The sequence below is a fragment of the Microbacterium sp. ProA8 genome (assembly GCF_039905635.1).
In the GTDB taxonomy this organism is placed as follows: domain Bacteria; phylum Actinomycetota; class Actinomycetes; order Actinomycetales; family Microbacteriaceae; genus Microbacterium; species Microbacterium chionoecetis.
In genome coordinates this window covers 648,286-673,919 of sequence record NZ_CP157000.1, presented here as the reverse complement: position 1 = coordinate 673,919, position 25,634 = coordinate 648,286, and the positions used below count along the sequence as shown (strand labels likewise).

Annotated in this window: 22 protein-coding genes and 1 pseudogene; 14 read left to right on the top strand and 9 right to left on the bottom strand. The window is 70.5% G+C overall.

The genetic code is table 11. From position 1 onward, the window contains the following. Positions 1–37: 37 nt before the first annotated feature. Both ABG085_RS02970 and ABG085_RS02965 read right to left on the bottom strand, forming a co-directional pair. Positions 38–940 carry a carbohydrate ABC transporter permease gene (locus tag ABG085_RS02970; RefSeq protein WP_347979270.1) on the bottom strand — a complete coding sequence of 301 codons (903 nt, stop codon included), beginning with the start codon at positions 938–940 and terminating at the stop codon, positions 38–40. A gap of 41 nt (positions 941–981) precedes the next feature. Further along, positions 982–1,953 carry an ABC transporter permease subunit gene (locus ABG085_RS02965; protein ID WP_347979269.1) on the bottom strand — a complete coding sequence of 324 codons (972 nt, stop codon included), beginning with the start codon at positions 1,951–1,953 and terminating at the stop codon, positions 982–984. Between the two features lie 228 nt (positions 1,954–2,181). Here ABG085_RS02965 and ABG085_RS02960 point away from each other — a divergent pair, with 228 nt between their 5' ends. The 6 genes from ABG085_RS02960 (at position 2,182) to ABG085_RS02935 (ending at position 8,305) form a co-directional block, all read left to right on the top strand. Next, complete coding sequence (locus ABG085_RS02960) at positions 2,182–3,189, top strand: acetylxylan esterase (RefSeq protein WP_347977958.1); 1,008 nt, start codon at positions 2,182–2,184, stop codon at positions 3,187–3,189. Further along, entirely contained in the window at positions 3,186–4,508 is a 1,323-nt protein-coding gene (locus ABG085_RS02955; RefSeq protein ID WP_347977957.1) for a mannitol dehydrogenase family protein, read from the top strand. The genes ABG085_RS02960 and ABG085_RS02955 overlap by 4 nt, the downstream gene beginning before the upstream one ends. 32 nt (positions 4,509–4,540) lie before the next feature. Further along, complete coding sequence (gene manD / locus ABG085_RS02950) at positions 4,541–5,779, top strand: D-mannonate dehydratase ManD (RefSeq protein WP_347977956.1); 1,239 nt, start codon at positions 4,541–4,543, stop codon at positions 5,777–5,779. A 107-nt stretch (positions 5,780–5,886) separates the two neighbouring features. Beyond that, on the top strand, positions 5,887–6,894 hold the full coding sequence (locus ABG085_RS02945; protein WP_347977955.1) for a LacI family DNA-binding transcriptional regulator: 1,008 nt from the start codon (positions 5,887–5,889) through the stop codon (positions 6,892–6,894). 25 nt (positions 6,895–6,919) lie between these two features. After that, entirely contained in the window at positions 6,920–7,108 is a 189-nt protein-coding gene (locus ABG085_RS02940) for a hypothetical protein (RefSeq protein ID WP_347977954.1), read from the top strand. 33 nt (positions 7,109–7,141) lie between these two features. Beyond that, on the top strand, positions 7,142–8,305 hold the full coding sequence (locus tag ABG085_RS02935) for an ROK family protein (protein WP_347977953.1): 1,164 nt from the start codon (positions 7,142–7,144) through the stop codon (positions 8,303–8,305). Positions 8,306–8,336: 31 nt separating this feature from the next. On the opposite strand, the gene ABG085_RS02930 is transcribed toward ABG085_RS02935, so the two are convergent. Further along, the gene (locus ABG085_RS02930) at positions 8,337–9,332 is read right to left on the bottom strand and encodes a LacI family DNA-binding transcriptional regulator (protein WP_347977952.1); all 996 of its coding nucleotides are present in this window, start codon (positions 9,330–9,332) and stop codon (positions 8,337–8,339) included. Between the two features lie 175 nt (positions 9,333–9,507). On the opposite strand from ABG085_RS02930, the gene ABG085_RS02925 reads away from it, so the two are divergent. Genes ABG085_RS02925 through ABG085_RS02910 form a run of 4 tightly spaced genes read left to right on the top strand, consistent with a single transcriptional unit; the run spans position 9,508 to position 15,006 of the window. Continuing rightward, positions 9,508–10,797, top strand: a complete 1,290-nt coding sequence (locus ABG085_RS02925; protein ID WP_347977951.1) for an extracellular solute-binding protein — start codon at positions 9,508–9,510, stop codon at positions 10,795–10,797. Positions 10,798–10,814: 17 nt separating this feature from the next. Continuing rightward, positions 10,815–11,813, top strand: coding sequence for a sugar ABC transporter permease (locus tag ABG085_RS02920; RefSeq protein WP_347977950.1), 999 nt, complete (start codon positions 10,815–10,817; stop codon positions 11,811–11,813). A gap of 14 nt (positions 11,814–11,827) precedes the next feature. Next, positions 11,828–12,706, top strand: coding sequence for a carbohydrate ABC transporter permease (locus ABG085_RS02915; RefSeq protein ID WP_347979268.1), 879 nt, complete (start codon positions 11,828–11,830; stop codon positions 12,704–12,706). Continuing rightward, positions 12,703–15,006 carry a glycoside hydrolase family 3 N-terminal domain-containing protein gene (locus ABG085_RS02910; protein ID WP_347977949.1) on the top strand — a complete coding sequence of 768 codons (2,304 nt, stop codon included), beginning with the start codon at positions 12,703–12,705 and terminating at the stop codon, positions 15,004–15,006. Before ABG085_RS02915 ends, ABG085_RS02910 begins: the two co-directional genes overlap by 4 nt. Before the next feature lie 346 nt (positions 15,007–15,352). Here ABG085_RS02910 and ABG085_RS02905 read toward each other — a convergent pair whose 3' ends face one another. The 4 genes from ABG085_RS02905 to ABG085_RS02890 all read right to left on the bottom strand — a co-directional run bounded on the left by ABG085_RS02905 (position 15,353) and on the right by ABG085_RS02890 (position 20,019). After that, complete coding sequence (locus ABG085_RS02905; protein ID WP_347977948.1) at positions 15,353–16,858, bottom strand: alpha-L-arabinofuranosidase C-terminal domain-containing protein; 1,506 nt, start codon at positions 16,856–16,858, stop codon at positions 15,353–15,355. Continuing rightward, on the bottom strand, positions 16,855–17,985 hold the full coding sequence (locus ABG085_RS02900; RefSeq protein WP_347977947.1) for a Gfo/Idh/MocA family oxidoreductase: 1,131 nt from the start codon (positions 17,983–17,985) through the stop codon (positions 16,855–16,857). The genes ABG085_RS02905 and ABG085_RS02900 overlap by 4 nt, the downstream gene beginning before the upstream one ends. Continuing rightward, positions 17,982–18,674: a ThuA domain-containing protein gene (locus ABG085_RS02895; protein ID WP_347977946.1), complete on the bottom strand. Its 693-nt coding sequence runs from the start codon at positions 18,672–18,674 to the stop codon at positions 17,982–17,984. The genes ABG085_RS02900 and ABG085_RS02895 overlap by 4 nt, the downstream gene beginning before the upstream one ends. Positions 18,675–18,825: 151 nt before the next feature. Then, complete coding sequence (locus ABG085_RS02890; RefSeq protein WP_347977945.1) at positions 18,826–20,019, bottom strand: Gfo/Idh/MocA family oxidoreductase; 1,194 nt, start codon at positions 20,017–20,019, stop codon at positions 18,826–18,828. A 93-nt stretch (positions 20,020–20,112) separates the two neighbouring features. Between ABG085_RS02890 and ABG085_RS02885 the strand changes: the two genes are divergently transcribed. The 3 genes and pseudogenes from ABG085_RS02885 to ABG085_RS02875 all read left to right on the top strand — a co-directional run. Continuing rightward, positions 20,113–21,111 carry a substrate-binding domain-containing protein gene (locus tag ABG085_RS02885; protein WP_347977944.1) on the top strand — a complete coding sequence of 333 codons (999 nt, stop codon included), beginning with the start codon at positions 20,113–20,115 and terminating at the stop codon, positions 21,109–21,111. A 275-nt stretch (positions 21,112–21,386) separates the two neighbouring features. Beyond that, entirely contained in the window at positions 21,387–22,838 is a 1,452-nt protein-coding gene (locus tag ABG085_RS02880; protein ID WP_347977943.1) for an aspartate aminotransferase family protein, read from the top strand. A 37-nt stretch (positions 22,839–22,875) separates the two neighbouring features. After that, a pseudogene (locus ABG085_RS02875) lies at positions 22,876–23,166 on the top strand (hypothetical protein); the annotation flags it as partial. Between the two features lie 234 nt (positions 23,167–23,400). Here the strand turns inward: ABG085_RS02875 and ABG085_RS02870 are convergent. After that, complete coding sequence (locus ABG085_RS02870) at positions 23,401–23,727, bottom strand: ATP-dependent DNA ligase (RefSeq protein ID WP_347977942.1); 327 nt, start codon at positions 23,725–23,727, stop codon at positions 23,401–23,403. A gap of 20 nt (positions 23,728–23,747) precedes the next feature. Beyond that, positions 23,748–24,323 (bottom strand): helix-turn-helix domain-containing protein, encoded by a 576-nt coding sequence (locus ABG085_RS02865; RefSeq protein ID WP_347977941.1) that lies wholly within the window; start codon positions 24,321–24,323, stop codon positions 23,748–23,750. A gap of 111 nt (positions 24,324–24,434) precedes the next feature. Between ABG085_RS02865 and ABG085_RS02860 the strand changes: the two genes are divergently transcribed. Beyond that, entirely contained in the window at positions 24,435–25,460 is a 1,026-nt protein-coding gene (locus ABG085_RS02860; protein WP_347977940.1) for an SDR family NAD(P)-dependent oxidoreductase, read from the top strand. Positions 25,461–25,634: the final 174 nt, after the last annotated feature.

Below are 25,634 nucleotides of genomic sequence, written 5' to 3'. Positions count from 1 at the left end.
GGGTTCCTTTCTTGGGGGGTCCGGGATGGGTCCCGGGTCACTGCTTGACGGAGCCGAGCATGACCCCGGAGACGAAGTACTTCTGGATGAACGGGTAGAGGCAGACGATGGGCAGCACGGTGAGGAGCATCGTCACGGCTTTGACGTTCGAGGCGACCTGCGCCGACTCGCCCGAGCCCATCCCCGCGCCCAGGGACTCACCGCCGGTTGCCGCAGCGAGCAGATTGCGCAGATACACCGTGACCGGATACAGGTCGGATCGATCCATGTAGAGGAACGCCGAGAACCACGAGTTCCAGAACGAGACGGCGTAGAAGAGCACCATCGTCGCGATCACCGCCTTGCTGAGCGGCAGCACGATCCGCAGCAGGATGCCGTAGGTCGTGAGCCCGTCGATCGCGGCTGCCTCTTCGAGGTCCTCGGGAAAGCCCTCGAAGAACGCCTTCATCACCAGCAGGTTGAAGATGCTGATCGCGTTGGGGAGGACGATCGCCCAGATCGTGTTCTTGAACCCCAGGGTGTTGATCAGGATGTAGTTGGGGATGAGCCCGCCGTTGAAGAACATGGTGAAGACGGCGATCCCGATGAAGACGGCGCGCCCCTTCAGGTGCTTCTTCGACAGCGCGTACGCGAACGACGTCGTGAGCACCATCGCGATCGCCGTCGCGACGACCGTGTAGACCACGGTGTTGCCGTAGTTGCGCCAGAAGAGGGGGTCGCTCATCACGTAGCCGAACGTCGTGACGTTGAACCCCATCGGGATCAGGTTCACCTGGCCCGAATTGATGTACGCCTCGGAGCTGAACGCCTGCGCGACGACATTGAGGAACGGGTACAGCGTGATGAAGCAGATCGCCACGATGAGGACGCCGTTGACCACCCGGAACACCGTGTAGCTGCGGGAGTCCTTGATGCCGCCGTGGGTCGACGGCCGGAAGATGCGGTCGGCTCGGCGGCGCACCGGCGTACGGATGCTGGAGGTCACCACAGGCTCGTCCCCACGGTTCGACGCGAGATCGCGTTCGCGGTCAGGATCAGGGTCAGGCCGATCAGCGCCTCGAAGAGCCCGATCGCCGTGGCGTAGGAGAAGTTGCTGGAGATGATGCCCACCCGATAGAGGTACGTGGATATGACGTCGGCGGTCGGGTACAGCAGGGGGTTGTACAGCAGCAGCACCTTCTCGAACCCGACGGCCATGAACGTGCCGATGTTGAGGATGAGCAGCACGATCATGGTGGACCGGATGCCGGGCAGGGTCACATGCCAGATCTGCCGCCAGCGGCTCGCGCCGTCGATGCGGGCGGCTTCGTAGAGCTGCGGGTCGATGGTCGTGAGCGCCGCGAGATAGAGGATGGTGCCCCAGCCCACCGTCTGCCAGATCTCGGAGCTGACGTAGATCGTGCGGAACCATTCCGGCAGCTGCATGAACGGGATCGCCTCACCGCCGAAGAACTCGATCCCCTGGTTGATGGATCCCCGCAGGGCCGTGAGCTGGAGCACCATGCCCGCGACGATGACGATCGACATGAAGTGCGGGAGGTAGGAGATCGACTGCGCGACCCGCTTGAAGCGGTGCGACCGCAGCTCGTTGAACATGAGCGCGAGGACGATCGGCAGCGGGAACACGATCGCGAGGGTGAGACCGCCGAGGATCGCGGTGTTCCAGAACGCCCGCCAGAAGGTCGGGTCGTTGATGAAGAGCTCGACATAGCGGAGCCCCACCCACTCGTCGCCGAACATGCTGCCGCCCGGACGGAACCGGCGGAAGGCGATGATGTTGCCCGCCATGGGCACGTACCGGAAGATCAGCAGGAAGAGGATCGGCAGCACCAGCAGCGAGTAGAGCCGCCAGTCCTTCCTGAGGGCTCTCCGCCATGTCGTTCGCTGCTTGGGCGGGCGGGAGCGCCCGCCGCGACCGGCGTTCTGCCGCTCGTCCTCGGCCTCTTCGCGCAGCTCGATCGCGTCGGCGATGACGACGTTGCTGTTGACGGACACTGCGCTCCTTTGCGGGTGGTCGGCATCCTCGGAGGGGGCCTGATTCGTTCAGAAAGTTTCGACTTCCCGTTCGATACACGATGACGGTAGCCTTTGGGGAAGGCAATGTCAACGTTTTCATTTGGCGTTGCCGGACAGGCGCCGCCGAGTCGGGCGCGTCTCGCGATGAAGGGAGAAACCCCGCCGATGGCGCACTTCGACTTGCCCGAACCGCAGTTGCGGGCCTACCGCCCGGAGGTCTCCGAGCCCTCCGGATTCGACGATTTCTGGCGCGAGACGCTCGCGACGTCGCGAGCCGCCGGACGCGGCATCCGTCGCTCTCCGGCCCCGTCGCCGCTCGATCTCGTCACCGTCGAGGATGTCGTCTTCCCGGGATTCGGAGGGGAGCCTGTGCGCGCGTGGCTGGTCCTTCCCGCACACGCCCGGAGGCCGCTCCCCGCGGTCGCGGAGTTCGTCGGCTACGGCCGGGGTCGTGGGCTCGCCCACGAGCGGCTGCACTGGCCGGCGGCGGGTTTCGCGCAGCTCATCGTCGACACGCGAGGCCAGGGTGCGACCTGGGGGACCGGCGGGCAGACGCCCGATCCGCACGGGGCCGGGCCCGCGACGGCGGGATTCCTCACGCGCGGCATCGCCGACCCGCGCGAGTACTACTACCGGCGCGTGTTCACGGACGCGGTGCGCGCCGTCGACGCCCTGCGCGAGATGGCAGAGATCGACCCCGAGCGCATCGCGGTCACCGGCAACAGCCAGGGCGGAGCGATCGCGATCGCGGCCGCGGGCCTGTCCGACGGACTCGCCGGCGCGCTCCCCTCGGCGCCGATCCTGTGCGACCTTCCCCGCGTGGTCGGGCTCACCGACGCCGAGCCGCACGCCGAGCTCACGCGGTACCTCTCGGTGCACCGCGAATCGGCCGCTCGGGTGTTCCACACGCTGTCGCACTTCGACGGCGTGGCCTTCGCTCGGCGTGCGACTGCTCCCGCGCTCTTCGGCGCCGGCCTGATGGACACCATCGCGCCGCCCTCCGGCGTCTTCGCGGCCGCGAATCACTGGGCGGCCGGCGCCGAGGTCGTCGCGTATCCGTGGAACGGCCACGAGGGCGGCGAGGGCGCGCACTGGGTGCGCCAAGCGGAATGGCTGCGAGAGCGCGTCGGATGGCCCGACCGGATGCCGGTGGCTGCGGAGGCGACGTCATGACGCCCGATCCCCTCCCCCGCCTGCACCGCGACCTGCTCGTCGCCGCTGGGCTGGCCCGCCCTGCGGCGCCGGTGCGTATCGTCCACCTCGGCATCGGCGCCTTCCACCGCACGCACCAGGCGTGGCACACCTCGCGTGCGGGCGACGCCGCCGACTGGGGGATCGCCGGATTCACCGGCCGCAGTCCGCGGGTCGCCGATCAGCTGGAGGCCCAGGGCGGCGTCTACACCCTCATCGAGCGGGGCGGCGACGGCGACCGGTACGCGTTCGTCGACAGCATCGCCGAGGCCCGGCCCGCGAGCGACCTCGCACGGTTCGTCGAACTGGTGGCGCACCCCGCGACGGCGATCGTCACGCTCACCATCACGGAGGCGGGCTACCACCTCGGCGCCGACGGCCTCATCGACCGCGCGGATCCCGACCTCGCCGCAGACCTCGCCGCGTTGCGGGACGGCGATCCGGCGCGCGTGCGCACGCCGGTCGCGCGGCTGACACACGGCCTGGCCGCGCGGGCCGCTCGTGGCGGCGGACCCATCGCCGTCGTCCCCTGCGACAACCTCCCCGGCAACGGCGCCACGATGCGCCGCGCTGTCCGGGACATCGCCGCAGCGGCCGGGTGGGACGCCGCGTCCTGGCCGGTCTCGTTCGTCTCCACGAGCGTCGACCGCATCACGCCCCACACCACCGACGACGACCTGCGCGCAGTCGAGGCGTGGACCGGCTTCCGCGACGACGCCGCCGTGGTGGCCGAGCCCTTCTCGGACTGGGTGCTCGCCGGCGACTTCCCTGCCGGGCGGCCGCGGTGGGAGGACGCCGGCGCCCGATTCGTCGACGACATCGCGCCCTTCGAGCGACGCAAGCTCCTCGTGCTCAACGGGGGGCACCTGGCGCTGGCGTTCCGCGGTCTGCTGCGCGGCCACGAGACGGTCGCGGACGCCATGGCCGATCCGTCCTGCCGCGAGGTGCTCGACCGGTTCTGGGACGAAGCCGAACGCACGGTCGGCGCGGAGGCCGAGACCACGGGCTATCGGCGCGAGCTCGTCGAGCGCTTCGAGAACGGCCGCATCGCGCACCGCCTCGGCCAGATCGCCGTGGACACCGCGACGAAGGTGCGACTGCGGATCCTTCCCGTCCTCGCCGCCGAGCGTCGTGCCGGCCGCGACGCCGCCGGCGCTCTCGCCGTCATCCGGGACTGGGCCGAGGGCGCCCGTCGCGGAGCCTTCCCCGCCGGAGACGCCGGCGGATTGCTCGACCGGCTGATGACCGGGGCGAGCGCGGGCGATCGCGAGTTCATCTCATCCGTGATCGTCGCCGACTGACCCCGACGAACAGACCGAAAGAGGAGACCGACATGATCATCGACAGGGCGGAAGTCATCGTCACGAGCCCGGACCGCAACTTCGTGACACTGAAGCTCACCACCGACGACGGACTGACAGGCCTCGGTGACGCGACGTTGAACGGGCGGGAGCTGGCGGTGGTGGCCTACCTCAGCGAACACGTGGTGCCGCTGCTGCTGGGCCGCGACGCGCACCGCATCGAGGACACCTGGCAGTTCCTGTACCGCTCTGCCTACTGGCGACGAGGACCGGTCACGATGGCCGCGATCGCCGCGGTGGACATGGCGCTGTGGGACATCAAGGGCAAGGCCGCCGGCATGCCGGTGTACCAGCTGCTCGGCGGCGCCTCCCGCACCGGCCTGCTCGCGTACGGGCACGCGTCGGGCGTGACCACTGAAGAGCTGTTCGACAGCGTGCGCGCACACGAGGAGCAGGGCTACAAGGCGATCCGCATCCAGACCGGCGTGCCCGGCCTGAAATCGATCTACGGCATCGCCTCCAACGCGACCTACGAGGCCAACACCGGGGTCCGCTACGACCACGAACCCGCTCAGCGCGGCGGCCTGCCCAACGAGGAGGACTGGGACACCCGCTCCTACCTGCGGCACGTGCCGACCGTGTTCGAGGCGGTCCGCCACGAGTTCGGCCCCGAACTGCCCCTGCTCCACGACGGCCACCATCGCATGTCGCCCATCCAGGCCGCGCAGCTGGGCAAGTCGCTGGAACCCTACGACCTGTTCTGGCTCGAGGACTGCACCCCCGCCGAGAACCAGGAGGCGCTGCGACTGGTCCGTCAGCACACCACCACGCCGCTGGCCATCGGCGAGATCTTCAACACCGTGTGGGACTACCAGCAGATCATCCGCGAACAGCTCATCGACTACGTGCGCTCCGCCGTCACCCACACGGGTGGCATCACCCACCTGAAGAAGGTGCTCGACTACGCCGCGCAGTACCAGATCAAATCCGGCATGCACGGCCCCACCGACATCTCCCCCGTCGGCATGGCCGCCGCCATGCACCTCGGGCTCGCCATCCACAACTTCGGCATTCAGGAATACATGCGACACGGTCCAAAGACCGATGCCGTGTTCCAGCAGTCCTTCACCTGGACCGACGGCTTCCTCCACCCCGGCGACCAACCCGGACTCGGCGTCGACCTCGACACCGACGAGGCCGGCAAGTACCCCTACATCCGCGCCTACCTCCCCTACAACCGCCTCGCCGACGGCACCATCCACGACTGGTGAGCGAGCCGGAAGATCTCGTCCCGGACAGCGAAGCCCGGTATGGCATCCTGAACGTGCTCCCGGCGACGGCGCCCGGGACAGGCGCACCCCGACGCAAGGATCCGCCCATGTCGACACCGCAGCGCGTGACGCTCGCAGAGATCGCCGCCGAGGCGGGCGTCTCACTCGCGACGATGTCGAAAGTGCTCAACGGCCGGCCCGACGTCTCACCTGCCACGCGCGCGCGGCTCGAGGAGCACCTCGCCCGGCACGACTACACCCGGCGCAGTCAGACCCCGCGCAGCGAGTTCGTCGAACTGGTGTTCCACGAACTGGAGCCGAGCTGGTCGATGGAGGTCATCGAGGGGGTCGAGGACATCGCGCACGCCGCCGGGCTCTCGGTCGTGCTCACCGTGAGCGGGGACCGCCACTCCCCCTCGGCGGATTGGATCGACGGGGTCCTGCGCCGCCGCCCCGTGGGTGTGGTGCTGGTGTTCTCCGATATCGCCGACCGCTACCGCGAGAAGCTCCGCTCACGCGGCATCCCGTTCGTCATCGTGGACCCCGCCGGCGACCCGTCCCCCGACGTGCCGTCTGTCGGGTCGGCCAACTGGGCGGGCGGTCTGATGGCGACGCGCCATCTGATCGAGCTGGGGCACCGCCGGATCGCGGCCATCAGCGGTCCCCAGGACATGATGTGCTCGTTGGCGCGCGTGGACGGCTATCGTTCGGCGATGAACGCGGCGGGGCTCCCCATCGACCCCGCGTTCGTCCGGTTCGGCGACTTCCATCCGGGCGGTGGCGAGGCCCACGCGCGAGAGCTGCTGGCACTGCCCGACCCGCCCACGGCGATCTTCGCCGGCAGCGACCTGCAGGCACTCGGGGTGATCGCCGCGGGCTCGGCGGCGGGGCTGCGGGTGCCCGACGATCTGTCTGTCGTGGGGTACGACGACATCGCGCTGGCACGGTGGCTGAGCCCGCAGCTCACCACCGTCCACCAGCCGCTGCGGCGCATGGGCGAGGAGGCGACCCGCCTCGCGCTGCGCCTCGCCGACGGCGCCACGCCCGAGACCCTGCGGATGGATCTGGCGACGCACCTCGTGGTGCGCGGGAGCACGGCGCCGCATCCGTCCTGACGGCTGACGGCATCCGCGGCGAGAGGTGTGCGGCGCCACCGTCCGGTACATCGACGTCCTCGGCGCGGTGTTCGTCACGCTGCAAGGATCGCCCTACGACCGCGCGCTCGAGGTGCTCCAGACACTCGGCTTCGCCTCGGCCGTGCAGTCCATCCGCCCCGCCGCCGCCGGGAACCGGACGCGGAAGAAGCCCGCAGCGCCGACCCGTCGCTGATCGCCGGCTGGCGTCCGCCTCTACAGTGAGGGGATGAACGATCCGGTCGGCAGTCGCCAGGCGAACCTGTCGCGGCTGCTGCGCCTGGCCCACCTCGAAGGCCCCGTCTCGCGTGCGACCCTGACCGGTGCGACCGGCCTCAACCGCTCGACGATCGCCGACCTCGTCGGAGACCTCGTCGCCCTCGGCGTCGCGGAGGAGCGGGCGCCCGACCCCAGTCGACGCGTGGGGCGACCCTCTCCTCTGGTCGCGGCGCACCCCCGTGTCGTGGCCATCGCCGTGAACCCCGAGGTCGACGCCCTCACGATCGCCGCGGTCGGGCTGGATCGCGCCGTGCGGCGGCGGGAGCGCATCGAGATGGCCGGCCTGCTCGGGCCTGAAGGCACCGCCCGGCTCATCGGCGAGATCGTCGCCGCATGGCGCAGCGACGATCTCGCCGGCGCGGCGATCGCCGGGGTCGGCGTCGCCGTGCCGGGCCTCGTGCGCGCCTCGGACGGACTCGTGCGCGACGCCCCTCACCTGCGGTGGACCGACACCGCGCTGCGTGAGCTCATCGAAGCCGCGACCGGCCTGCCCGCCGTGGTCGGCAACGACGCGACGCTGGGCGTCCTCGCCGAGCACCTCTTCGGCGCCGCGCGCGGCATCGACGACGTCGTCTACCTCAACGGCGGCGCGAGCGGGATCGGCGGCGGTTTGATCGTGCAGGGGATGCCGGTGGCCGGCGCCTCGGGCTACTCCGGCGAGTTCGGGCAGAACCGCCCCGGCATCGCATCGACCGCCGATCGGCGGGCCGACAACGGCGTGCTCGAGGACGAGGTGAGCCGCGCCCGGCTTCTCGCCGTGCTCGGCCGGGCCAACGCCGACGAGCCCGCCCTGGCCGAGATGCTGCGCGCGGCGAGTGCGCCGGAGGTCCGTGACGAGATCGCGCGGCAGCGCCGCATCCTGTCGACCGCACTGGCCAATGCGGTCAACGTGCTGAATCCGGCCGTCGTGGTGCTCGGCGGCTTCCTGGCCATGCTCGCCGGCGACGATCTGGACGGCTTCACGGAAGCCGTCGTCGCCCAGACCATGCCGGCGAACGGCGAAGACCTCGAGATCCGGCCGGCGGCCCTCGCCGAGGATCGCCTGCTCATCGGCGCTGCCGAGGCCGCGTTCGCGGAGCTGCTGCGCGACCCGGCCGGTGTCGAGCTGAGCTGAGTCTCGCTGAACTGAGCTGCAGCCGCCGCCTTCAGAGCGGCGGAGCGGTCGTGCCCCGCGGAATGAGCCGGGTGGGAAGCGTCACGTGCGTCGCCGCCGGGACGTCGCCGTCCATGAGCGTGAGCAGCAGGCGGGCCGCCTCAGCGCCCAGCGTCTGCATGGGCTGACGCACCGTCGAGAGGGCGGGGGCCGACTTGGAGGCCTCGGGAATGTCGTCGAATCCGATGACGGAGAGGTCGCGCGGCACGCCGAGGCCGAGCTCCGCTGCCACCTTCACGATCTCCATCGCCGAGATGTCGTTCGCCGCGAAGATCGCGGTCGGCCGGTCGCCGCGACGGAGCATCTCGAGCGCGGCGACGCGGACGGCGTCCTGACGGTAGCTGCCCGAGCCCACCAGCACGGGATCGACCGTGATGCCGGCATCCGTCAACGCCCGCCGGTAGCCGGCGTCACGCGCGATCGACGAGCGCAGATCGGGCCGGCCGGCGATGAAGCCGATGCGGACGTGCCCCAGCTCGAGCAGGTGCCGGGTCGCCTGCAGCGCGCCGCCGTAGCTGTCGGACTCGACCGTCGGGAGGTCGGCCGGGCCGGTGTGGGGGTCGATGGCGACGACCGGCACCTCGGTGCCGACGTTGACCACCGTGGGCGTCACCATGATCGCGCCGTCGATGAGGGTGCCGCTGAGGCGCGACAGGGAGCGGCGCTCCCAGCCCTCGGCCGTGCTGTGCGAGCCCGAGTACGCCAGCAGGTCGTAGCGCGAATCGCGCAGCGCCTGCCCCACGCCCTTGAGGATCTCGGCGCTGAAGGGCTCGAAGTCCGCGACGAGGACGCCGATGACCCCGGTCGTGCGCGAGCGCATGCTGCTCGCGATGAGGCTCGACTCGTACCCCAGCTCGGCGACGACAGCGAGGACGCGGTCGGCCGTCTCGCTGGCCACGCCGTAGCGGCCGTTGACCGCTTTCGACACGGTCGCGACGGAGACGCCGGCAGCCGCGGCGACATCCGTGATGGTGGGACGACGCTTCATGATCTCGATAGCGTAACGGCATGGAAACCGTTTTCGAAAACGTTTGACAAACTATTTGTTGCGCACGCACACTTTTGCTTGCTCGGTCGCAGCGCCGAGCAGTGCGCGATTTCTTCGCGCCGACCACCGCACCCCGGAGCAGAGGTGCTCCTCGATGAAGAGAAACGGGAATCACATGATGGGCAAGAGAATCCTCGCGGGTTCCGCAGCACTCGTCGTCGGCGCGCTCGCGCTCGCCGGCTGCAGTGCCGGCGGTTCGGGCGAGAACGCCGACGGCGACGTCGAGATGACGCTCTGGCAGAACTCGACGACCGGTCCTGGCCAGCAGTTCTGGAAGGACGCGATCGCCGCATTCGAGGACGAGAACCCCGGCGTCACGATCAAGATGCAGTCGGTCCAGAACGAGGACATGGACGGCAAGCTGCAGACCGCCCTCAACGCGGGTGACGCGCCGGACATCTTCCTGCAGCGCGGCGGCGGCAAGATGACCGCGATGGTCAACGCCGGCCAGCTGATGGATCTGACAGACCTGATCGCGGACGACATCAAGAGCGAGATCCCCGAGGGCTCGTTCGCTGCGGAGACCTACCAGGACAAGGTGTGGGCGATGCCGCTCTCGGTGCTGCCGGGCGGCTTCTTCTACAGCCAGGATGCCTTCGACAACGCCGGGATCACCGAGAACCCCGAGACCATCGACGACCTCAAGGCCGCGGTGGAGAGCCTGAAGGGCACCGGGATCGAGCCGATCGCCCTCGGTGCGAAGGCCGCCTGGCCCGCCGCGCACTGGTACTACTTCTTCGCGATCCGCGAGTGCAGCCCCGAGGTCATCGAGGCGACGGGCGACACGAAGGACTTCAGCGACGAGTGCTGGCTGCGCGCCGGCGAGGACCTCGAGGACTTCGCGGCGATCGACCCGTTCAACGACGGGTTCCTCACCACCGAGCCCCAGCAGGGTGCCGGCAGCTCGGCCGGCCTCATCGCCAACCGCCAGGCCGCCATGGAGCTCATGGGCGCGTGGGACCCGGGCGTGATCGCCTCGCTGACGCCCGACGAGAAGCCGCTTCCCGACCTCGCCTGGTTCCCCTTCCCCGAGATCGAGGGCGGCGACGGCGAGCCCGGCTCGATGATGGGCGGCGTCGACGGGTACTCGTGCTCGGTCGATGCTCCGAAGGAGTGCGCGGACTTCCTCAACTTCGTCGCCAGCGCCGACCAGCAGACCGCGTACTACAAGGCCTTCAACTCGCCGCCGGTCAACACCGTGGCGCAGGAGGCCGTCACCGAGCCGTACCTGCAGCAGATCCTCGAGGCGTACAACAACGCCCCGTTCGTCTCGCAGTGGCTCGACACCGTGCTCGGCCAGAACGTCGGCAACGCGCTCAACGTGGCGGTCGTCGACATGCTCGCCGGCAACAGCGACCCGCAGAAGCTCGTCGACGCGGTCAACGCGGCAGGCAAGCAGGGCTGATCGTGTCTACCCGCGAGATGTCTTCTGACGCTCGCGGTCTTGCACAGCACGACGGGGGCGGCATCACGCCGCCCCCGTCGGTGCCGCAGGGCCGCCGGCGCCCCCGAGGCCTAGGCTGGGCCGGCCGCCTCGAGGTCATGATCCTGGTGGGGCCGGCCCTGATCTTCTTCGTCGGCTTCGTGATCTTCCCGGTCATCATGGCCGCGTACTACGGGTTCTTCCGCTGGTCCGGCTTCGGTCCGGCGACCGACTTCATCGGCCTGCAGAACTACGTCACGATCTTCACCGACCCGATCTTCCAGCAGGCGCTGGGCCACAACGCCTTCATCGTCGTCGCGTCCCTCGTGCTCCAGGGCCCGGTCGCGATCCTGCTGGCGCTGCTGCTCAACCGCCGGATGCGCGGTCAGTCCGTGATCCGCGTCCTCATCTTCGTCCCCTACGTGATCGCCGAGGTGATCGTCGGCACCGGGTTCAGCCTCATGCTGGCCACGAACGGGGCGGTGAACGGCTTCCTCGAGAAGGTCGGGCTCGATTGGCTCGCCCAGGACTGGCTCGCCGACCCCAGTATCGCGATCTGGACGCTCATGGCGATCCTCACGTGGAAGTACATCGGGTTCGCCGTCATCCTCTTCCTCGCGGGACTCCAGGGGATCCCTCAGGAGCTGTACGAGGCGGCCGCGATCGACGGCGCGTCGTACTGGCAGATCCAGAGGACCATCACCCTGCCCCTGCTGGGTCCCACCCTGCGCATCTGGGCCTTCCTGTCGATCATCGGCGCGCTGCAGCTCTTCGACCTCGTCTACATCATCTGGGGTCAGTACGTGTCGTCCGTCGCGGGCACCAACACGATGGCGATCTACATGGTCGCGACCGGACGCAACTCCGGCAACTTCGGGTACGGCAGTGCCGTCGCCGTCGTCATCTTCGTCATCTCGCTGGTGGTCGCCCTGATCTACCAGCGCACGATCCTGCGCCGTGACACCGCGGGTGCCATCACAGAGAGGGGCGTCAAGTGAGCACCACGGACTCGATGAGCACCCGGACCATCACGCTCCGCGACACGGTGCCCGGGCGCCGTCGCGATGTCAACAAGCTCCCCTGGGGGAGCCCGGCGGTGTATTTCATCGCGCTGGTCATCATCGCGCTGATGCTCGGACCGGTGCTCTACATCATCATCGGCGGCTTCCGCACGAACTCCGAGATCACGGTGGATCCGTCGGGCCTTCCGGTGAGCTGGAACCCGCAGAACTACGTCGACGTGCTCACCAGCGGACTGTTCTGGACCGAGGTGGCGAACTCGACGATGGTCGCGCTCGCGACGACCGTCGGCGCGGTCGCCCTCGGACTCATGGCGAGCTACGTGATCGCCCGCTACAGCTTCGCCGGCCGCGGGGCGCTGTACGCGCTGTTCGCCGCGGGCCTGATGTTCCCGATCACGGTCGCGATCACGCCGCTGTACATCGTGGTGCGCAACCTCGGTCTGATGAACACCCTGCCCGGCGTCATCCTGCCGCAGATCGCCTTCGCGCTGCCGACGACGATCATCATCCTCGTCCCGTTCCTGCGGGCGATCCCCGACGAGATCCAGGAGGCCGCCTATATCGACGGATGCGGCCGCCTGTCGTTCTTCTGGCGGATGGTGCTCCCGCTCGCGGTGCCCGGTGTCATCACCGTCGGCATCCTCGCCTTCATCGGAAGCTGGAACGGCTATCTCCTGCCGCTGTTCATCCTGAACGACGAGGCCCAGTTCACCCTCCCCCTGGGTGTCCAGGCGTTCTCGTCGCAATACTCGGTGGACACCGCGAAGGTGCTCGCGTTCACGTCCCTGTCGATGCTGCCCGCACTGGTGTTCTTCAGCCTGTTCGAGCGGCGTATCGTGGGCGGCCTGACGGGGGCGGTCAAGGGATGAGCGACGTCGTCATGCCCGCGGTCTCGCCGCGGGTGCAGTCCCTCCACGCGCAGATGACGCTGGATGAGAAGATCGCGCAGCTGGTCGGCTACTGGGTCGACAAGGGCGGCGAGGTCGTCGCCCCGATGGCGGGTGAGCGCGGCAACTCCGGACCCTACGAGGAGGCGACAGCCCACGGGCTCGGTCACCTCACCCGCGTGTACGGCACGCGCCCCGTGGAGCCGATCGCGCGGGCGGAGTGGCTCTGGACCGAGCAGCGGCGCCTGCGCACCGGGACCCGGCTGGGCATCCCGGCGATCGTGCACGAGGAGTGCCTGACCGGTCTGGCGGCGTGGAAGGCCGCGACGTTCCCGACGCCCCTGGCCTGGGGCGCGGCCTTCGACCCGGACCTCACCGAGGAGATCGGCGCGGCGATCGGCCGGTCGATGGCCGAGCTCGGCATCCATCAAGGGCTCGCTCCCGTGCTCGACGTCGTGACCGACGCCCGCTGGGGACGCGTCGACGAGTGCATCGCCGAGGATCCGTACGTCGTCGGCACGATCGGCACCGCCTACGTGCGCGGGCTGCAGTCGGCCGGCGTCGATGCGACCCTCAAGCACTTCGCCGGGTACTCGGCGTCGCAGGCGGGCCGCAACCACGCGCCGGTGCAGATGGGCCGGCGGCGGCTGCAGGACGTCGTGCTGCCGCCGTTCGAGATGGCGATCCGCGACGGCGGGGTGCAGTCGGTCATGAACTCGTACGCCGAGATCGACGGAGTCCCGGTGGCTTCCGACCCGACCCTGCTGACCGACCTGCTGCGTGAGGAGTGGGGGTTCGAGGGCACCGTCGTCGCCGACTACTTCTCGGTGGCGTTCCTGCACTCGCTGCACGGCGTCGCCGGCGACTTGGGCGAAGCGGCCGTGCTGGCGCTCCGCGCGGGGATCGACGTCGAACTGCCGACCGCCGACGCGTTCGCGGCGCCGCTGCACGTCCGGCTCGCCGCGCATCCCGATGAGGTGGAGCTCGTCGACCGCGCCGTGCTGCGCGTGCTCGCGCAGAAGGAGCGGCTCGGCCTGCTCGACGCCGACTTCGAGACGCCGCCCACCGAGGTGGATCTCGACGATCCCGCGCTGCGGGCGCTCGCCCGGCGCGCGGCCGAGGAGTCGGTCGTCCTGCTGACCAACGACGGCGTGCTGCCGCTCGCGGCTCCCGCGCGGATCGCGCTGATCGGCCCCAACGCCGACTCGGCCGAATCGCTGATGGGGTGCTACTCGTTCGCGAACCACGTGCTCGCACACCACCCGGGCACGCCGCTCGGGTTCGAGATGCCGACCATCGCCGAGGCGCTGCGGGCGCAGTTCGCCGGCGCGGACATCGTGGTGGAGCACGGGTGCGAGGTCGAGGATCCCGACACCAGCGGGATCGCCGCCGCGGTCGAGGCGGCGGCCGCCGCCGAGGTCGCGATCGTCGTGGTCGGAGACCGCGCCGGGCTGTTCGGCCGCGGCACCGTCGGCGAGGGCAACGACGTCGACGACCTCGAGCTGCCCGGCGTCCAGCGCCGCCTCGTCGAGGCGGTCATCGCCACCGGCACGCCGACGACCGTCGTGGTCGTCTCAGGTCGCCCGTATGCGATCGGCTGGATGCTCGAGGGCCCGGGCGCGGCGAGCGCGGTCGTGCAGGCCTTCTTCCCCGGCGAGGAGGGCGGCCCGGCCATCGCGCGGATCCTGTCCGGCCGCACGCAGCCGTCGGGCCGCCTGCCGGTGTCGCTCCCCCGGTCGGCGGGCGCGCAGCCGTACACGTACCTGCACCCGGTGCTCGGCGGACCCACCGAGATCACGAGCGCCGACAACACCCCCGCCCTGCCGTTCGGGCATGGTCTGACGTACACCACGTTCGAGCGCGGATCGCTGACGGCGACGGATGCCGCGACCGACGGCATCCTGGATGTCACGGTCGTCATCGCCAACACCGGCGACCGGCCCGGAACGGACGTCGTGCAGCTGTACGCGCGGGACCGGGTGGCGTCGGTGACGCGGCCGGTCGCGCAGCTGCTGGCGTATCAGCGGGTGTCGCTGGAGCCGGGCGAGTCCGTGTCGGTGAGCTTCGCCGTGCCGGCCGCGCGCCTGGCCTTCACCGGACGCGAGGGTCGCCGCATCGTCGAGCCCGGCTCGATCGATCTGTGGGTCGGCCCCTCGTGCGCCGTGCGCGACGACGAGGTACAGGTCGAGCTGACCGGCGACGTCCATGTCGTCTCCGCAGCCGACCCGAGGGTGGCGACGGCGACGGTGCGGACCGGCGTCGACGCCGTGCCCGTGCACTGAGCCGGATGCGAAGAAGGCCCCGCGGCAGTGCGCCGCGGGGCCTTCTTCGTGCCGTCGTGCTGTTCAACAGGTCAACCGGCCCTCCACAGGAGGCTGAATCGATCCAACCTCCTGTGGAAGCGCGGTTGACCCGTTGAACGCGGAAGCGCACGAGCGGATGCCGCGGCCCGGCGCGGCACCTCAGCTCAGGGGTCGCCGAGCCCGCCGTGGCCGGACCCGGCCACGTCGCCGCGCTGCAGGCGTTTCGTCTCGCTCGTTCCTCGCTCGCTCAACGACCGGGAGGAAGGTCCCGGTCGTTGAGCGAGGGAGCGCCAGCGACCGAGACGAAACGCCTCGGAGCCGGCGGCTACGCCAGGTCGAGCTCCACGGTCGCGAAGGAGTGCGGCGGCAGCGACACGGTCAGCACCCCGGCGTCGACGGACGCCTCGAGCGAGGCGGGCGCGACGGCGTCGGGCGTCTCGGGAGTGTTGTGGGCTGCGGCATCCGTACCGGTGAGCACCCGGGCGCGACGCACCGAGGCCGAGCGTCCGCGCAGGTCCACACGCACGTCCAACGCCGAATCCAGCGACAGGTTCGACAGCGACAGCAGCGCCGACCCGTCACGGGTCGAGGCCGAGACCGAGAGGCCCGGCACACCGTCCGCCGCGGCCGGCGACGACAGCACGTGCGCGGCCAGGGCGGTCGCGTCGTGGTGCCCGCGGTTCATCTCGAACACGTGGTAGGTCGGGGTGAGCACCATGGCGCCGTCGTCGTCGGTGAGGATCATCGCCTGCAGCACGTTGAGGGTCTGCGCGATGTTCGCCATCTTGAGACGCCCGGCGTGACGGTGGAACGCGTCGAAGTGCACGGCGGCGACCAGCGCGTCGCGCACGGTGTTCTGCTGGAACAGGAAGCCGGGGTTGGTGCCCGGCTCGACGTTCCACCAGGTGCCCCACTCGTCGAGGATGAGACCCACCTTGCGGTCGGGGTCGTACGAGTCCATCACGGCCTCGTGCCGGCGGATGACGCGCTCGACGTCGATCGCCTTGCGCATCGTGCCGTAGTACTGGTCGGCGGTGAACGACGTGGCCGGCTCGGTGTTGATGCCCGCACCGGCGTGAGAGTAGTAGTGGAACGAGACGCCCTGGAACACCGGCTCCGGCTGCGAGCCGCAGGTGAGGCATCCGAGCGATTCCATGAGCGCGCGCGTCCACGTGATGTCGTCGTCGGACGCGCCGGCGGCGATGCGGTAGAGCTCGTTGCCGCCGTGATTGCGGCAGAAGGTGCCGTAGCGGCGCGCCTCGAGCGCGTACTGCTCGGCGGTCATGTTGCCGCCGCAGCCCCACGCCTCGTTGCCGATGCCCCAGAACGGCACCTTCCACGGCTCGTCGCGGCCGTTCTCGCGGCGCAGGCGTGCCATGGGGCTGTCGCCGGCGCGCGTCAGGTACTCGACCCATTCGCTCATCTCACGCACGGTGCCGCTGCCGACGTTGCCGTTCACGTAGGCGTCGGCGCCGAGCATCTCGCACAGGTCCATGAACTCGTGCGTGCCGAAGTGGTTGTTCTCGACCACGTCGCCCCAGTGCGAGTTGATCATCTGCGGACGGCTCTCGCGCGGGCCGATGCCGTCGCGCCAGTGGTACTCGTCGGCGAAGCAGCCGCCCGGCCAGCGGAGGTTCGGCACGCCGAGCGCCCGCAGCGCCTCGACGACATCCGAGCGGATGCCGCGCACGTTCGGGATCTCGGAATCCTCGCCGACCCAGAAGCCGCCGTAGATGCAGCGGCCGAGGTGCTCGGCGAAGTGGCCGTAGAGGTGACGGCTGATGACGTCACCGGGGACGTCGAGGTCGATGACGGCGCGGGCCGTGGTCACAGATTTCTCCAGTCGGATGCGGGGATGAGAGTTACGAGCGACGGGCGCTCAGCGGTGGTGCGCAGCGGAACGCGGGCGCCGGACGCGGCCGAGTCCGAGAGCGCCGTCATGATCTCGAGCACGTGCAGCGCGATCGCCCCGCTGGCCCGCCCGTGACCGGCGACGAAGTCGAGCAGGCCGATGCCGCGGCCGGAGTCCGCGTAGCCCGCCGACGGCTCGAGGGTCTCCCACGCGCCGCTCCCGCCGGTGCCGTGCAGCTGCACGTCACCCTCGAACATGTTGGGGTCGGGCACGATCAGCGACCCCTCGACGCCGTGCACCTCGATGGGCGCCGCGGTCGAGCGGACGCCGTCGAAGCTCATGGTCACGGTCGAGATCGCTCCGGATGCGTGATGCAGGATGCCGGTGAGGTGGGTGTCGACGTCGACGCCGATGCGCTCCCCCGCCCGCGGCCCGGTGCCGATCACGCGCACGTCGCGCGAGCGTGACGCGGCGCCCGACACCGCCTCGACGGGCCCGAGCAGCTGCACGAGCGAGGTGACGTAGTACGGGCCCATGTCGAGGAGCGGTCCGCCGCCTTCGCGGTAGTAGAAGTCGGGATGCGGATGCCACGACTCGTGGCCCGCCGAGATCCACATCGCGGATGCCGACACCGGCCGCCCGATCCGCCCGTCGTCGATCGCCGCGCGTGCGGTCTGCACGCCGGTGCCGAGCACGGTGTCGGGCGCGCTCCCGACGCGGACGCCCGCGGCGGCTGCGGCATCCGTCACCCGCGCAGCGTCCGCGAACGTCGCCGCCAGTGGCTTCTCGCCGTAGACGTCCTTGCCGTGCGCGATGGCGGCGAGCGCCACCTCGGCGTGCGCGGCGGGGATGGTGAGGTTGAGGACCGTGCCGACGCCGGGATCGGCGAGGAGCTCGTCGGTGGTGAGCGCCCGGGATCCCGGGATGCGCTCGGCCGCAGCCCGCGCGCGCGAGGCGTCGAGGTCGGCCACGGCCACGATGCGCACCCCCGTGGCCGCCTGGAGCGTCTCGAGGTACTGACCCGAGATGTGCCCGAGCCCGACGATGCCCACGTCACGCGCTGTGCCGGCGCGCCCCGTGCCGAGCGTCATCTCGCCGCGCGTCATCGTGCTGCCCACAGCAGTCCGCGCTCGATGATGGTGCGGACGTTCGGGTCCTGCAGCACGTCGAGGCTGTGCCCGGGCGTCGACACGAACACGCGGCCCTGACCCCACTCGCGCGTCCACACTGCGGGCGAGACGATCGGGCGGTGCCACGGGTGGTAGGGCTGCACCGGGTGGGTCGTCGTCGCGAGCACGTCGATGAGATCGTCGTGCAGTACCCAGTACTGCTCGGTGGTCAGCCGGAAGTCGTCGATGCCGGCCATGATCTCGTGCGTGCGGCCGAGGTCGGTGAGCTCGACGGTGTAGTCGAGGTAGTTGTCGGACTGGTCGCCGTGGACCTCGTCGGGGTGCTTCGACGGGTGGGTGGCGAACTGGCCGCCGACGAGCTGGAGGTAGTCCGAGCTGGCACGGAACGAGTCGGCGATGCCGCCGTGCCAGCCGGCGAGCCCGGTGCCGGCGGCCACGGCGTCGCGGAGCCCGCGCACGGCCTCGTTCGACGCCTGCGACATCGTGACGGACTGCAGCACGAGGTCGGTGGCGGCCATGCGATCGGCGTCGGCGTACACCTGGGGGTCGTCTTCGATCGTGACGTCGAAGCCGCTCTCGCGGAGGAACGGCAGGAACAGCTCGGTCGCCTCGACCGGGTGATGGCCGTCCCATCCGCCACGGACGACGAGGGCGGTGCGGGTCATGAGGGGTTCCCTTCGGTGGGGTGTGGTTCTGGTTCGATGCGAGGGGCCGTCTCCGGTCGTTGAGCGCGCGAAGCGAGACGAAACGCCCTGGACTCTCCGTCGACGCAGCGTGCGGCGCGTTTCGTGTCTGCGTTTCGACTCGCGAGCTCGCTCAACGACCGGGCTCGGCGACCGTCGTGAGGACGCTGTCCTGGGCGGCGCTCCGCTCGACCGCGGCCAGCACGCGCTGCACCTGCGTCGCATCGGCGAACGTGGGCGAGACCGGGATCTCGCCGGCAACGGCGCGGACGAAGTCGACCGCCTGGTGCGTGAAGAGGTGCTCGTAGCCCAGTCCGTGCCCGGCGGGCCACCAGGCTCCGGCATACGGATGCCGCGCCTCGGTGACCTGCACGCGCCGGAAGCCCTGCGCGTCGTCGTCGGCGGCGTCGTACACCTCGAGCTCGTTCATGCGCTCGAAGTCGAACGCGATCGCGCCCCGGTCGCCGTTGATCTCGATGCGGTTCGCATTTCGCCGGCCGGTCGCCATGCGGGTGGCCTCGAAGACGCCGAGGGCGCCGCCGTCGAAGCGGGCGGTGAAGGCGGCGGCGTCGTCGACGGTGACCGGCAGCCGGTCGGCGGTGTCGGCGGCGACGCCCCCGAGCCCCTCCACCGCCGAGCGGCGCGGCCGCGACGTGACGAAGGTGCGGACGGTGGCCGAGACCGCCGAGATGTCCTGGCCGGTGAGCCACTGCGCGGTGTCGATGCTGTGCGCCCCGATGTCGCCCAGCGCACCGGACCCCGCCCGGTCGCGGTCGAGTCGCCAGGTGTGCGGCGCGTCGGGGTCGCTCAGCCAGTCCTGCAGGTACTGCGCGCGCACGTGGCGGATCTCGCCGACGCGTCCCTCCTCGATGAGCCGGCGGGCGAGGGCGAGCGCGGGCGTGCGGCGGTAGCTGAAGCCGCACATGGCCACGACGCCGGAGCGAGCGGATGCCGCGGCCGCGGCATCCGTCATCTCCTGCGCCTCGGCGACCGTGTTCGCGAGGGGCTTCTCGCACAGGACGTGCTTGCCGGCGGCCAGCGCGGCGAGCGCGATCTCGGCGTGCGTGTCGCCGGGGGTGCAGATGTCGATCGCGTCGATGTCGTCGCGCTCGACGGCCTCACGCCAGTCCACGGTGTGCTCCGGCCACTCCCCGCGCGCAGCCGCCTCGGCGGTCGCGTCGGCGCGGTGGCCGACGAGCAGCACCGGCTGCGCCGACAGCGGCAGGTCGAAGAAGCGCGGCGCGGTGCGCCAGGCGTGGGTGTGCATGCGGCCCATGAAGCCGGTGCCGATCAGTGCGATCCGCAGCGGCGATGTCGTCGTCGTCATCGGGTGTGCCCTTTCCAGCCACAGACGATGCCACCGCGGACACGGCGTTGCGAGAATGTTGCGCAAAACCTCGTGCTGCGCGAAGGTGGTGCCGTGTCTGCGCGCGTGAGCCTCGCCGCGGTCGCGATGGCGGCCGGCGTCAGCGTCGCGACGGCGTCGCGCGCGCTGTCGGGTCGGGGCGACCTCGCGCCCGCGACCCGGCGCCGGGTGCTGGCCGCCGCCCGCGCGCTGGGGTACACCCGCGACCCCGCCGTGGGCGGACGCCCGCCGGGGTCGGCGCGCCTGGTCGACCTGGTGCTCGGCTGGTTCCACAACGCCTACTCCGACGAGGTGACCGCGGGCGCGCGCAGCGCCGCGGCCGCCGCCGGCTACGACCTCGTGCTGACCGAGGAGCGCGACACCCCCGACGACGACTGGCCCATGCGGATCCGCCGGCGCGGATCGGCGGGAGTGGTGCTCGGGCTCATCTCGCCGACCGCGTCGCAGCTGGCGGCGCTGAACGACGCCGAGATCCCGGTGGTGCTCATGGATCCGCAGGCCGAGACGTCGCGCGGTCTCACGAGCGTGCGCACGACCGACCGCGAGGGCGCCGCCGCCGCGGCGATGCACCTCGTCGAACGCGGGGCCACGCGATTCGCGGTCGTGCTCGGGTCGCCGCCGTATCGGTACGGTCGCGCGCGCAACACCGGCTTCCGCGAGGCGCTGCGCCTCGTCCGCCCGGACGCCGACCTGACGGCGGTGCAGGCCGACTGGGGCGGAGCCTCGGCCCGCGAGGCCGCCCTGCCCATGCTGCGCGGTCTGCGTCCCGGCGAACGGCTCGGCGTCTTCGCCTGCTCCGACGAGATGGCCGCGGGCGTGTACGCCGCCGCCGCGGCCACCGGGCGGCGCATTCCCGACGACGTGCTCGTCGTCGGATTCGACGACCTGCGCGGCGCACGCTGGCTCACCCCTCCCCTCACGACCGTCCGCCAGCCGATCCGCGAGATGGCGGCGGCCGCCGTCACCGCGCTCACCGACGCCGCCGCCGGGGTCGCGCTGCCGCCCTCGCCGATCGTCCTCCCGACACAGCTCATCGCCCGCGGCTCCACCTGAGCGCTCCCGGCGTCCCCGGATTCCGCGCCCGACCCGATCCCGATAGGTCAACCGCGCTTCCGCAGGAGGTTGAACCGTTCCAACCTCCTGTGGAGTCGCGGTTGACCTGTTGAGCGACGGGGTGAAGACCTCGGAGCTACAGAGAAGAGCGGATGCCGCGGGGCCACGGGATCCGGACGGACCGGCGGCCGCGGCATCCGAACCGGACGAAACGTCGCGACCGGGCGCGCAGGGCACGCGAGTAGCGTGGGAGCACGTCCGACGGAAGGCCCTCCATGTCCACCACCGCGCAGTCCGTGACCACCAGCCAGGCTCCCGCCGATCGCCCCGCGCGGAGCGACCGCGCCGCGAGGAGTGAGTCGGAGCTGCAGCAGATGGCGAAAGACCACCTCTGGATGCACTTCGCCCGCCAGTCGGTGATGACCGAAGGCCCGGGGGTGCCGATCATCGTCAAGGGCGAGGGGCACCACATCTGGGACTCGCAGGGCAAGCAGTACATCGACGGCCTGTCGGGCCTGTTCGTCGTCGCGGCGGGACACGGTCGCCGGCGACTGGCAGAGGTGGCCGCCAAGCAGGCCGAGCAGCTGGCGTTCTTCCCCATCTGGTCGTACGCGCACCCGGCGGCCATCGAGCTGGCCGACCGCCTCGCCGACTACGCCCCCGGCGACCTCAACAAGGTGTTCTTCTCGACCGGCGGCGGCGAAGCCGTCGAGACCGCGTTCAAGCTCGCGAAGTACTACTGGAGGATCCAGGGCAAGCCCACCAAGCACAAGGTGATCTCGCGGTCTGTCGCGTATCACGGCACCCCTCAGGGCGCCCTCGCGATCACGGGCATCCCGGCGATGAAGGAGATGTTCGAGCCGGTCACCCCCGGCGGCTTCCGGGTGCCGAACACCAACTTCTACCGGGCCGCCGACATGGGCGCCCCCTCGGCCGACCTCGAGGCCTTCGGCGTGTGGGCGGCCGACCGCATCGAGGAGATGATCCAGTTCGAGGGGCCCGACACCGTCGCAGCCGTCTTCCTCGAGCCGGTGCAGAACTCCGGCGGCTGCTTCCCGCCGCCTCCGGGGTACTTCCAGCGGGTCCGCCAGATCTGCGACAAGTACGACGTGCTGCTCGTGTCGGACGAGGTCATCTGCGCGTTCGGACGTGTCGGCCACATGTTCGCGTGCGACGCCTACGGGTACGTGCCCGACATGATCACCTGCGCGAAGGCGATGACCAGCGGGTACTCCCCGATCGGCGCGACCATCGTGAGCGACCGCATCTACGAGCCCTTCGCCCACGGCGACCGCGCTTTCTACCACGGCTACACCTTCGGCGGGCATCCGGTCTCGGCCGCCGTCGCGCTCGAGAACCTCGACATCTTCGAGGAGGAGGGGCTCAACGAGCGGGTGCGCGAGTACTCGCCGGTGTTCCGGTCCACCCTCGAGAAGCTCAACGACCTGCCGATCGTCGGCGACGTGCGCGGCGACGGCTACTTCTTCGGGATCGAGCTCGTCAAAGACAAGGCGACGAAGGAGACCTTCGACGACGACGAGTCCGAACGGCTCCTGCGCGGGTTCCTGTCGAAGGGTCTCTTCGACGCCGGTCTGTACTGCCGCGCCGACGACCGCGGCGATCCCGTGATCCAGCTCGCGCCGCCGCTCACCATCGGGCCGAAGGAGTTCGACGAGATCGAGCAGATCCTCCGCAGCGTGCTCACGGAGGCGTGGACGCGACTCTGAGGCGGTAACATGCGCCGCCGCGGGTTATTGTTGGCGCGTGGGAACGATCTACTACGGCGGCGGCGCGATGCCGATTCACATCGAAGACCGCGCGCTGGCGCACCTCAAAGTCGTCATAGCGACCAAGCTGCGACGCGATGAGAGCTTCACCGTCTCGTGGACCCACCCCGACGACCAGCCTCGCGGGCGCAGCACGATCTGGCTGCACCCGTCGATTCCGCTCCGGTTCGTCTTCGACGATCCCGAGCCCACGCAGCTCAGCCGCGACTGGATCGAGGAGCTCGCGAACTCGGCCAGCTCGACCGGCGGCATCCTGCTCGTCGCCGAGCACTTCGACACCGGCCCGGTGGAGGTGCCGGATGCCGCAGCCGGCCTCGGAGACGGGGCAGACCTCTCGCTCGGCAAGGTCGACGTCGATCACATCGACGTCGACCGCCTCACCGTCGGCGGCACCGAGGTCACGGCCGACGACGTCAACGGGTAGCCGTCGCTGCGCCGCGGCCTCCCGTCGCGGCCGAGGACCCTCCCGGGGCGAGAGCTCCGCTCGGCGCCGGCCCGGCCGTTACGACGTCTCCGGCGGGGCGGGCTCTTCGTCCTCGGTCGGTTCGGGAAGGATCGTGAGCCCGCTCGGCCCGCTGGCGGCGAGCATGAGCTCCTCGACCCACTTGCGGTTGATGCGCGGCTGACGGCTGCCGAAGAAGTGGAACTGGATCGGCACCGAGGGGTGGATCCAGAAGCTCCGCCGGCCGCTGCCGTCGCCGATCTCGACGTCGAACATGAACGGCTCGGAGCGGCGGAGCTTGTTCATCACCACGATGCGCAGATGTGCCAGGGTGCGGTCGTCGATGTCGACCGAGTTCGCGTTCGTGTCGTAGATGAACCGTCCCATGGCAGGAGCCTACTGCCGGATCATCGCGGCGCGAATGCCGCGGCGAAAAGCGCGCGGGCCCGCCGTGCGACGACAGGGCGCTGTGCGGGATCTGCGCGGGCGAGCTCGGTCGCCAGCATGCCCGCCGCGAGCGTGACGTCGTCGGTCTCGATGTGGGATCCGAGGCGGCCCGATGCGCGGTCGCGGGTGACGAGGCGCTCCACCAGGGCCTGGAAGCGGGCACCCAGGACGGCCACCCGCGGGTCGGTCAGATCGGCGGTGAGGAGCTCGATGAACGCCGTCGAGACGACCGCCTGGTCGACCAGGCGGCCGAACAGGTCGTCGATGGTGCGTTCGGGGTCGGAGGTGTACTCCTCCAGGTCGCGGACGTTGTCTTCGAAGACGGCGACGGCCAGGGCCGTGCGGTCGGGGAAGTGGCGGTACAGGCTTCCCTGCCCGACGCCGGCGCGCTTGGCGACGGCGCTGAACGGCGCGCCGAGTCCGCCTTCGGCGTAGACCTCGCGGGCGGCGGCGATGAGCGCGCGACGGTTGTCGGCCGCGGCGGCGGGGCCACGATTCTGGCGGGGATGCGCACGGGGGGATGCGGTGCTGGGCACGGGTGTAGCCTAGTACCGGACAATGCCGTCCGGTAGGAGCCGCCCCGAAGGTTCCTCCGCCCCGGACCCGCAGCCCGCCCACACTGCATGAAGAAAGGGAATGAACACGCCATGAGCACCACCACCGCTCCGCTCACCGGAGCGTCCACCATCCAGACCTGGCTCGACGACCCGGCCGGCGGCGCCGCACTGCGCGGCCTCCTCGCCCAGGGCGGTCAGAGCGCCGACGCACTCGCGCCGATCGCCTCGCTCCCCCTCGCGAACCTCGTCGCCATGAGCGGCGGCGCCTTCCCGCAGGCGGCCCTCGATGCGCTGATCGCACAGGTCAACCCCGACGCCGTCGCGGCCGAGCCCGCCGACGAGACCCCGAAGACGGAGTGGGTCGAGAAGATCACCTCGGGTCGCTTCACGGGTCAGACCGTCATCGTCACCGGCGCCGGTTCCGGCATCGGCCGCGCCACCGCCTCGCGCGTGGCGCGGGAAGGCGGTCGCGTGATCGCGGTCGACGTCAGCCAGGAGCGCCTCGACGAGTTCGTCGCCGCGCACGCCGGAGCGGACGTCGTCGCGCTCACCGCCGACATCACCGACGATGAGGGCGTCGCCCGCATCATCGAGGCGGCCGGCGACAGGATCGACGCCCTCGCCAACATCGCCGGGATCATGGACGACATGACCCCGGTCGGCGATGTCACCGACGCCGTCTGGGATCGCGTGTTCCGCGTGAACGTCACCGGCACGATGAAGCTCATGCGCGCCGTCATCCCGGCGATGCTCGCGCAGGGCAGCGGCTCGATCGTGAACATCTCGTCCGAGGCATCCCTCCGCGGCTCGGCCGCCGGGGCAGCGTACACCGCATCGAAGCACGCCGTCGTCGGCCTCACGAAGTCGAGCGCCTTCATGTACGGACCGAGCGGCATCCGTGTCAACGCCGTCGCTCCCGGCGCGGTGATCACCAACATCGAGGCGAAGTTCAACTCGCCGCTGGGTGCCGACCGCGTGCGCACCGGCATGGCGGTCATGGTGGCTCCGGTGACCCCGGATCGCCTCGCTGCCTCGATCACGTTCCTGCTGAGCGACGACGGCGTCAACGTCAACGGCCAGAACCTCGCCAGCGACGGCGGCTGGTCGGCCGCCTGAGAACCCGCGACGCCCCGGTGGACCCGAACCACCGGGGCGTCGCGCACCACCCCGCGCGCCTTTTGGCGAGTCGCCAGAAATGTGCCCGGGAAATGGTGATCCTTGGCGACTGTCACGGCCGAGCGTTCCGTCCGGCGCGCCGCCCTCGCCGACGGGTTCTGGCGAATCGCCATG

Coding starts and splice junctions, on each gene's coding strand:
- ABG085_RS02945 (WP_347977955.1), top strand. CDS start 5,887: ATGTCGACACCGCAGCGCGTGACGCTCGCAGAGATCGCCGCCGAGGCG.
- ABG085_RS02910 (WP_347977949.1), top strand. CDS start 12,703: ATGAGCGACGTCGTCATGCCCGCGGTCTCGCCGCGGGTGCAGTCCCTC.
- ABG085_RS02870 (WP_347977942.1), bottom strand. CDS start 23,727: ATGGGACGGTTCATCTACGACACGAACGCGAACTCGGTCGACATCGAC.
- ABG085_RS02955 (WP_347977957.1), top strand. CDS start 3,186: ATGACGCCCGATCCCCTCCCCCGCCTGCACCGCGACCTGCTCGTCGCC.
- ABG085_RS02880 (WP_347977943.1), top strand. CDS start 21,387: ATGTCCACCACCGCGCAGTCCGTGACCACCAGCCAGGCTCCCGCCGAT.
- ABG085_RS02895 (WP_347977946.1), bottom strand. CDS start 18,674: ATGACCCGCACCGCCCTCGTCGTCCGTGGCGGATGGGACGGCCATCAC.
- ABG085_RS02930 (WP_347977952.1), bottom strand. CDS start 9,332: ATGAAGCGTCGTCCCACCATCACGGATGTCGCCGCGGCTGCCGGCGTC.
- ABG085_RS02915 (WP_347979268.1), top strand. CDS start 11,828: ATGAGCACCCGGACCATCACGCTCCGCGACACGGTGCCCGGGCGCCGT.
- ABG085_RS02925 (WP_347977951.1), top strand. CDS start 9,508: ATGATGGGCAAGAGAATCCTCGCGGGTTCCGCAGCACTCGTCGTCGGC.
- ABG085_RS02920 (WP_347977950.1), top strand. CDS start 10,815: ATGTCTTCTGACGCTCGCGGTCTTGCACAGCACGACGGGGGCGGCATC.
- ABG085_RS02860 (WP_347977940.1), top strand. CDS start 24,435: ATGAGCACCACCACCGCTCCGCTCACCGGAGCGTCCACCATCCAGACC.
- ABG085_RS02935 (WP_347977953.1), top strand. CDS start 7,142: ATGAACGATCCGGTCGGCAGTCGCCAGGCGAACCTGTCGCGGCTGCTG.
- manD (WP_347977956.1), top strand. CDS start 4,541: ATGATCATCGACAGGGCGGAAGTCATCGTCACGAGCCCGGACCGCAAC.
- ABG085_RS02900 (WP_347977947.1), bottom strand. CDS start 17,985: ATGACGCGCGGCGAGATGACGCTCGGCACGGGGCGCGCCGGCACAGCG.
- ABG085_RS02960 (WP_347977958.1), top strand. CDS start 2,182: ATGGCGCACTTCGACTTGCCCGAACCGCAGTTGCGGGCCTACCGCCCG.
- ABG085_RS02890 (WP_347977945.1), bottom strand. CDS start 20,019: ATGACGACGACGACATCGCCGCTGCGGATCGCACTGATCGGCACCGGC.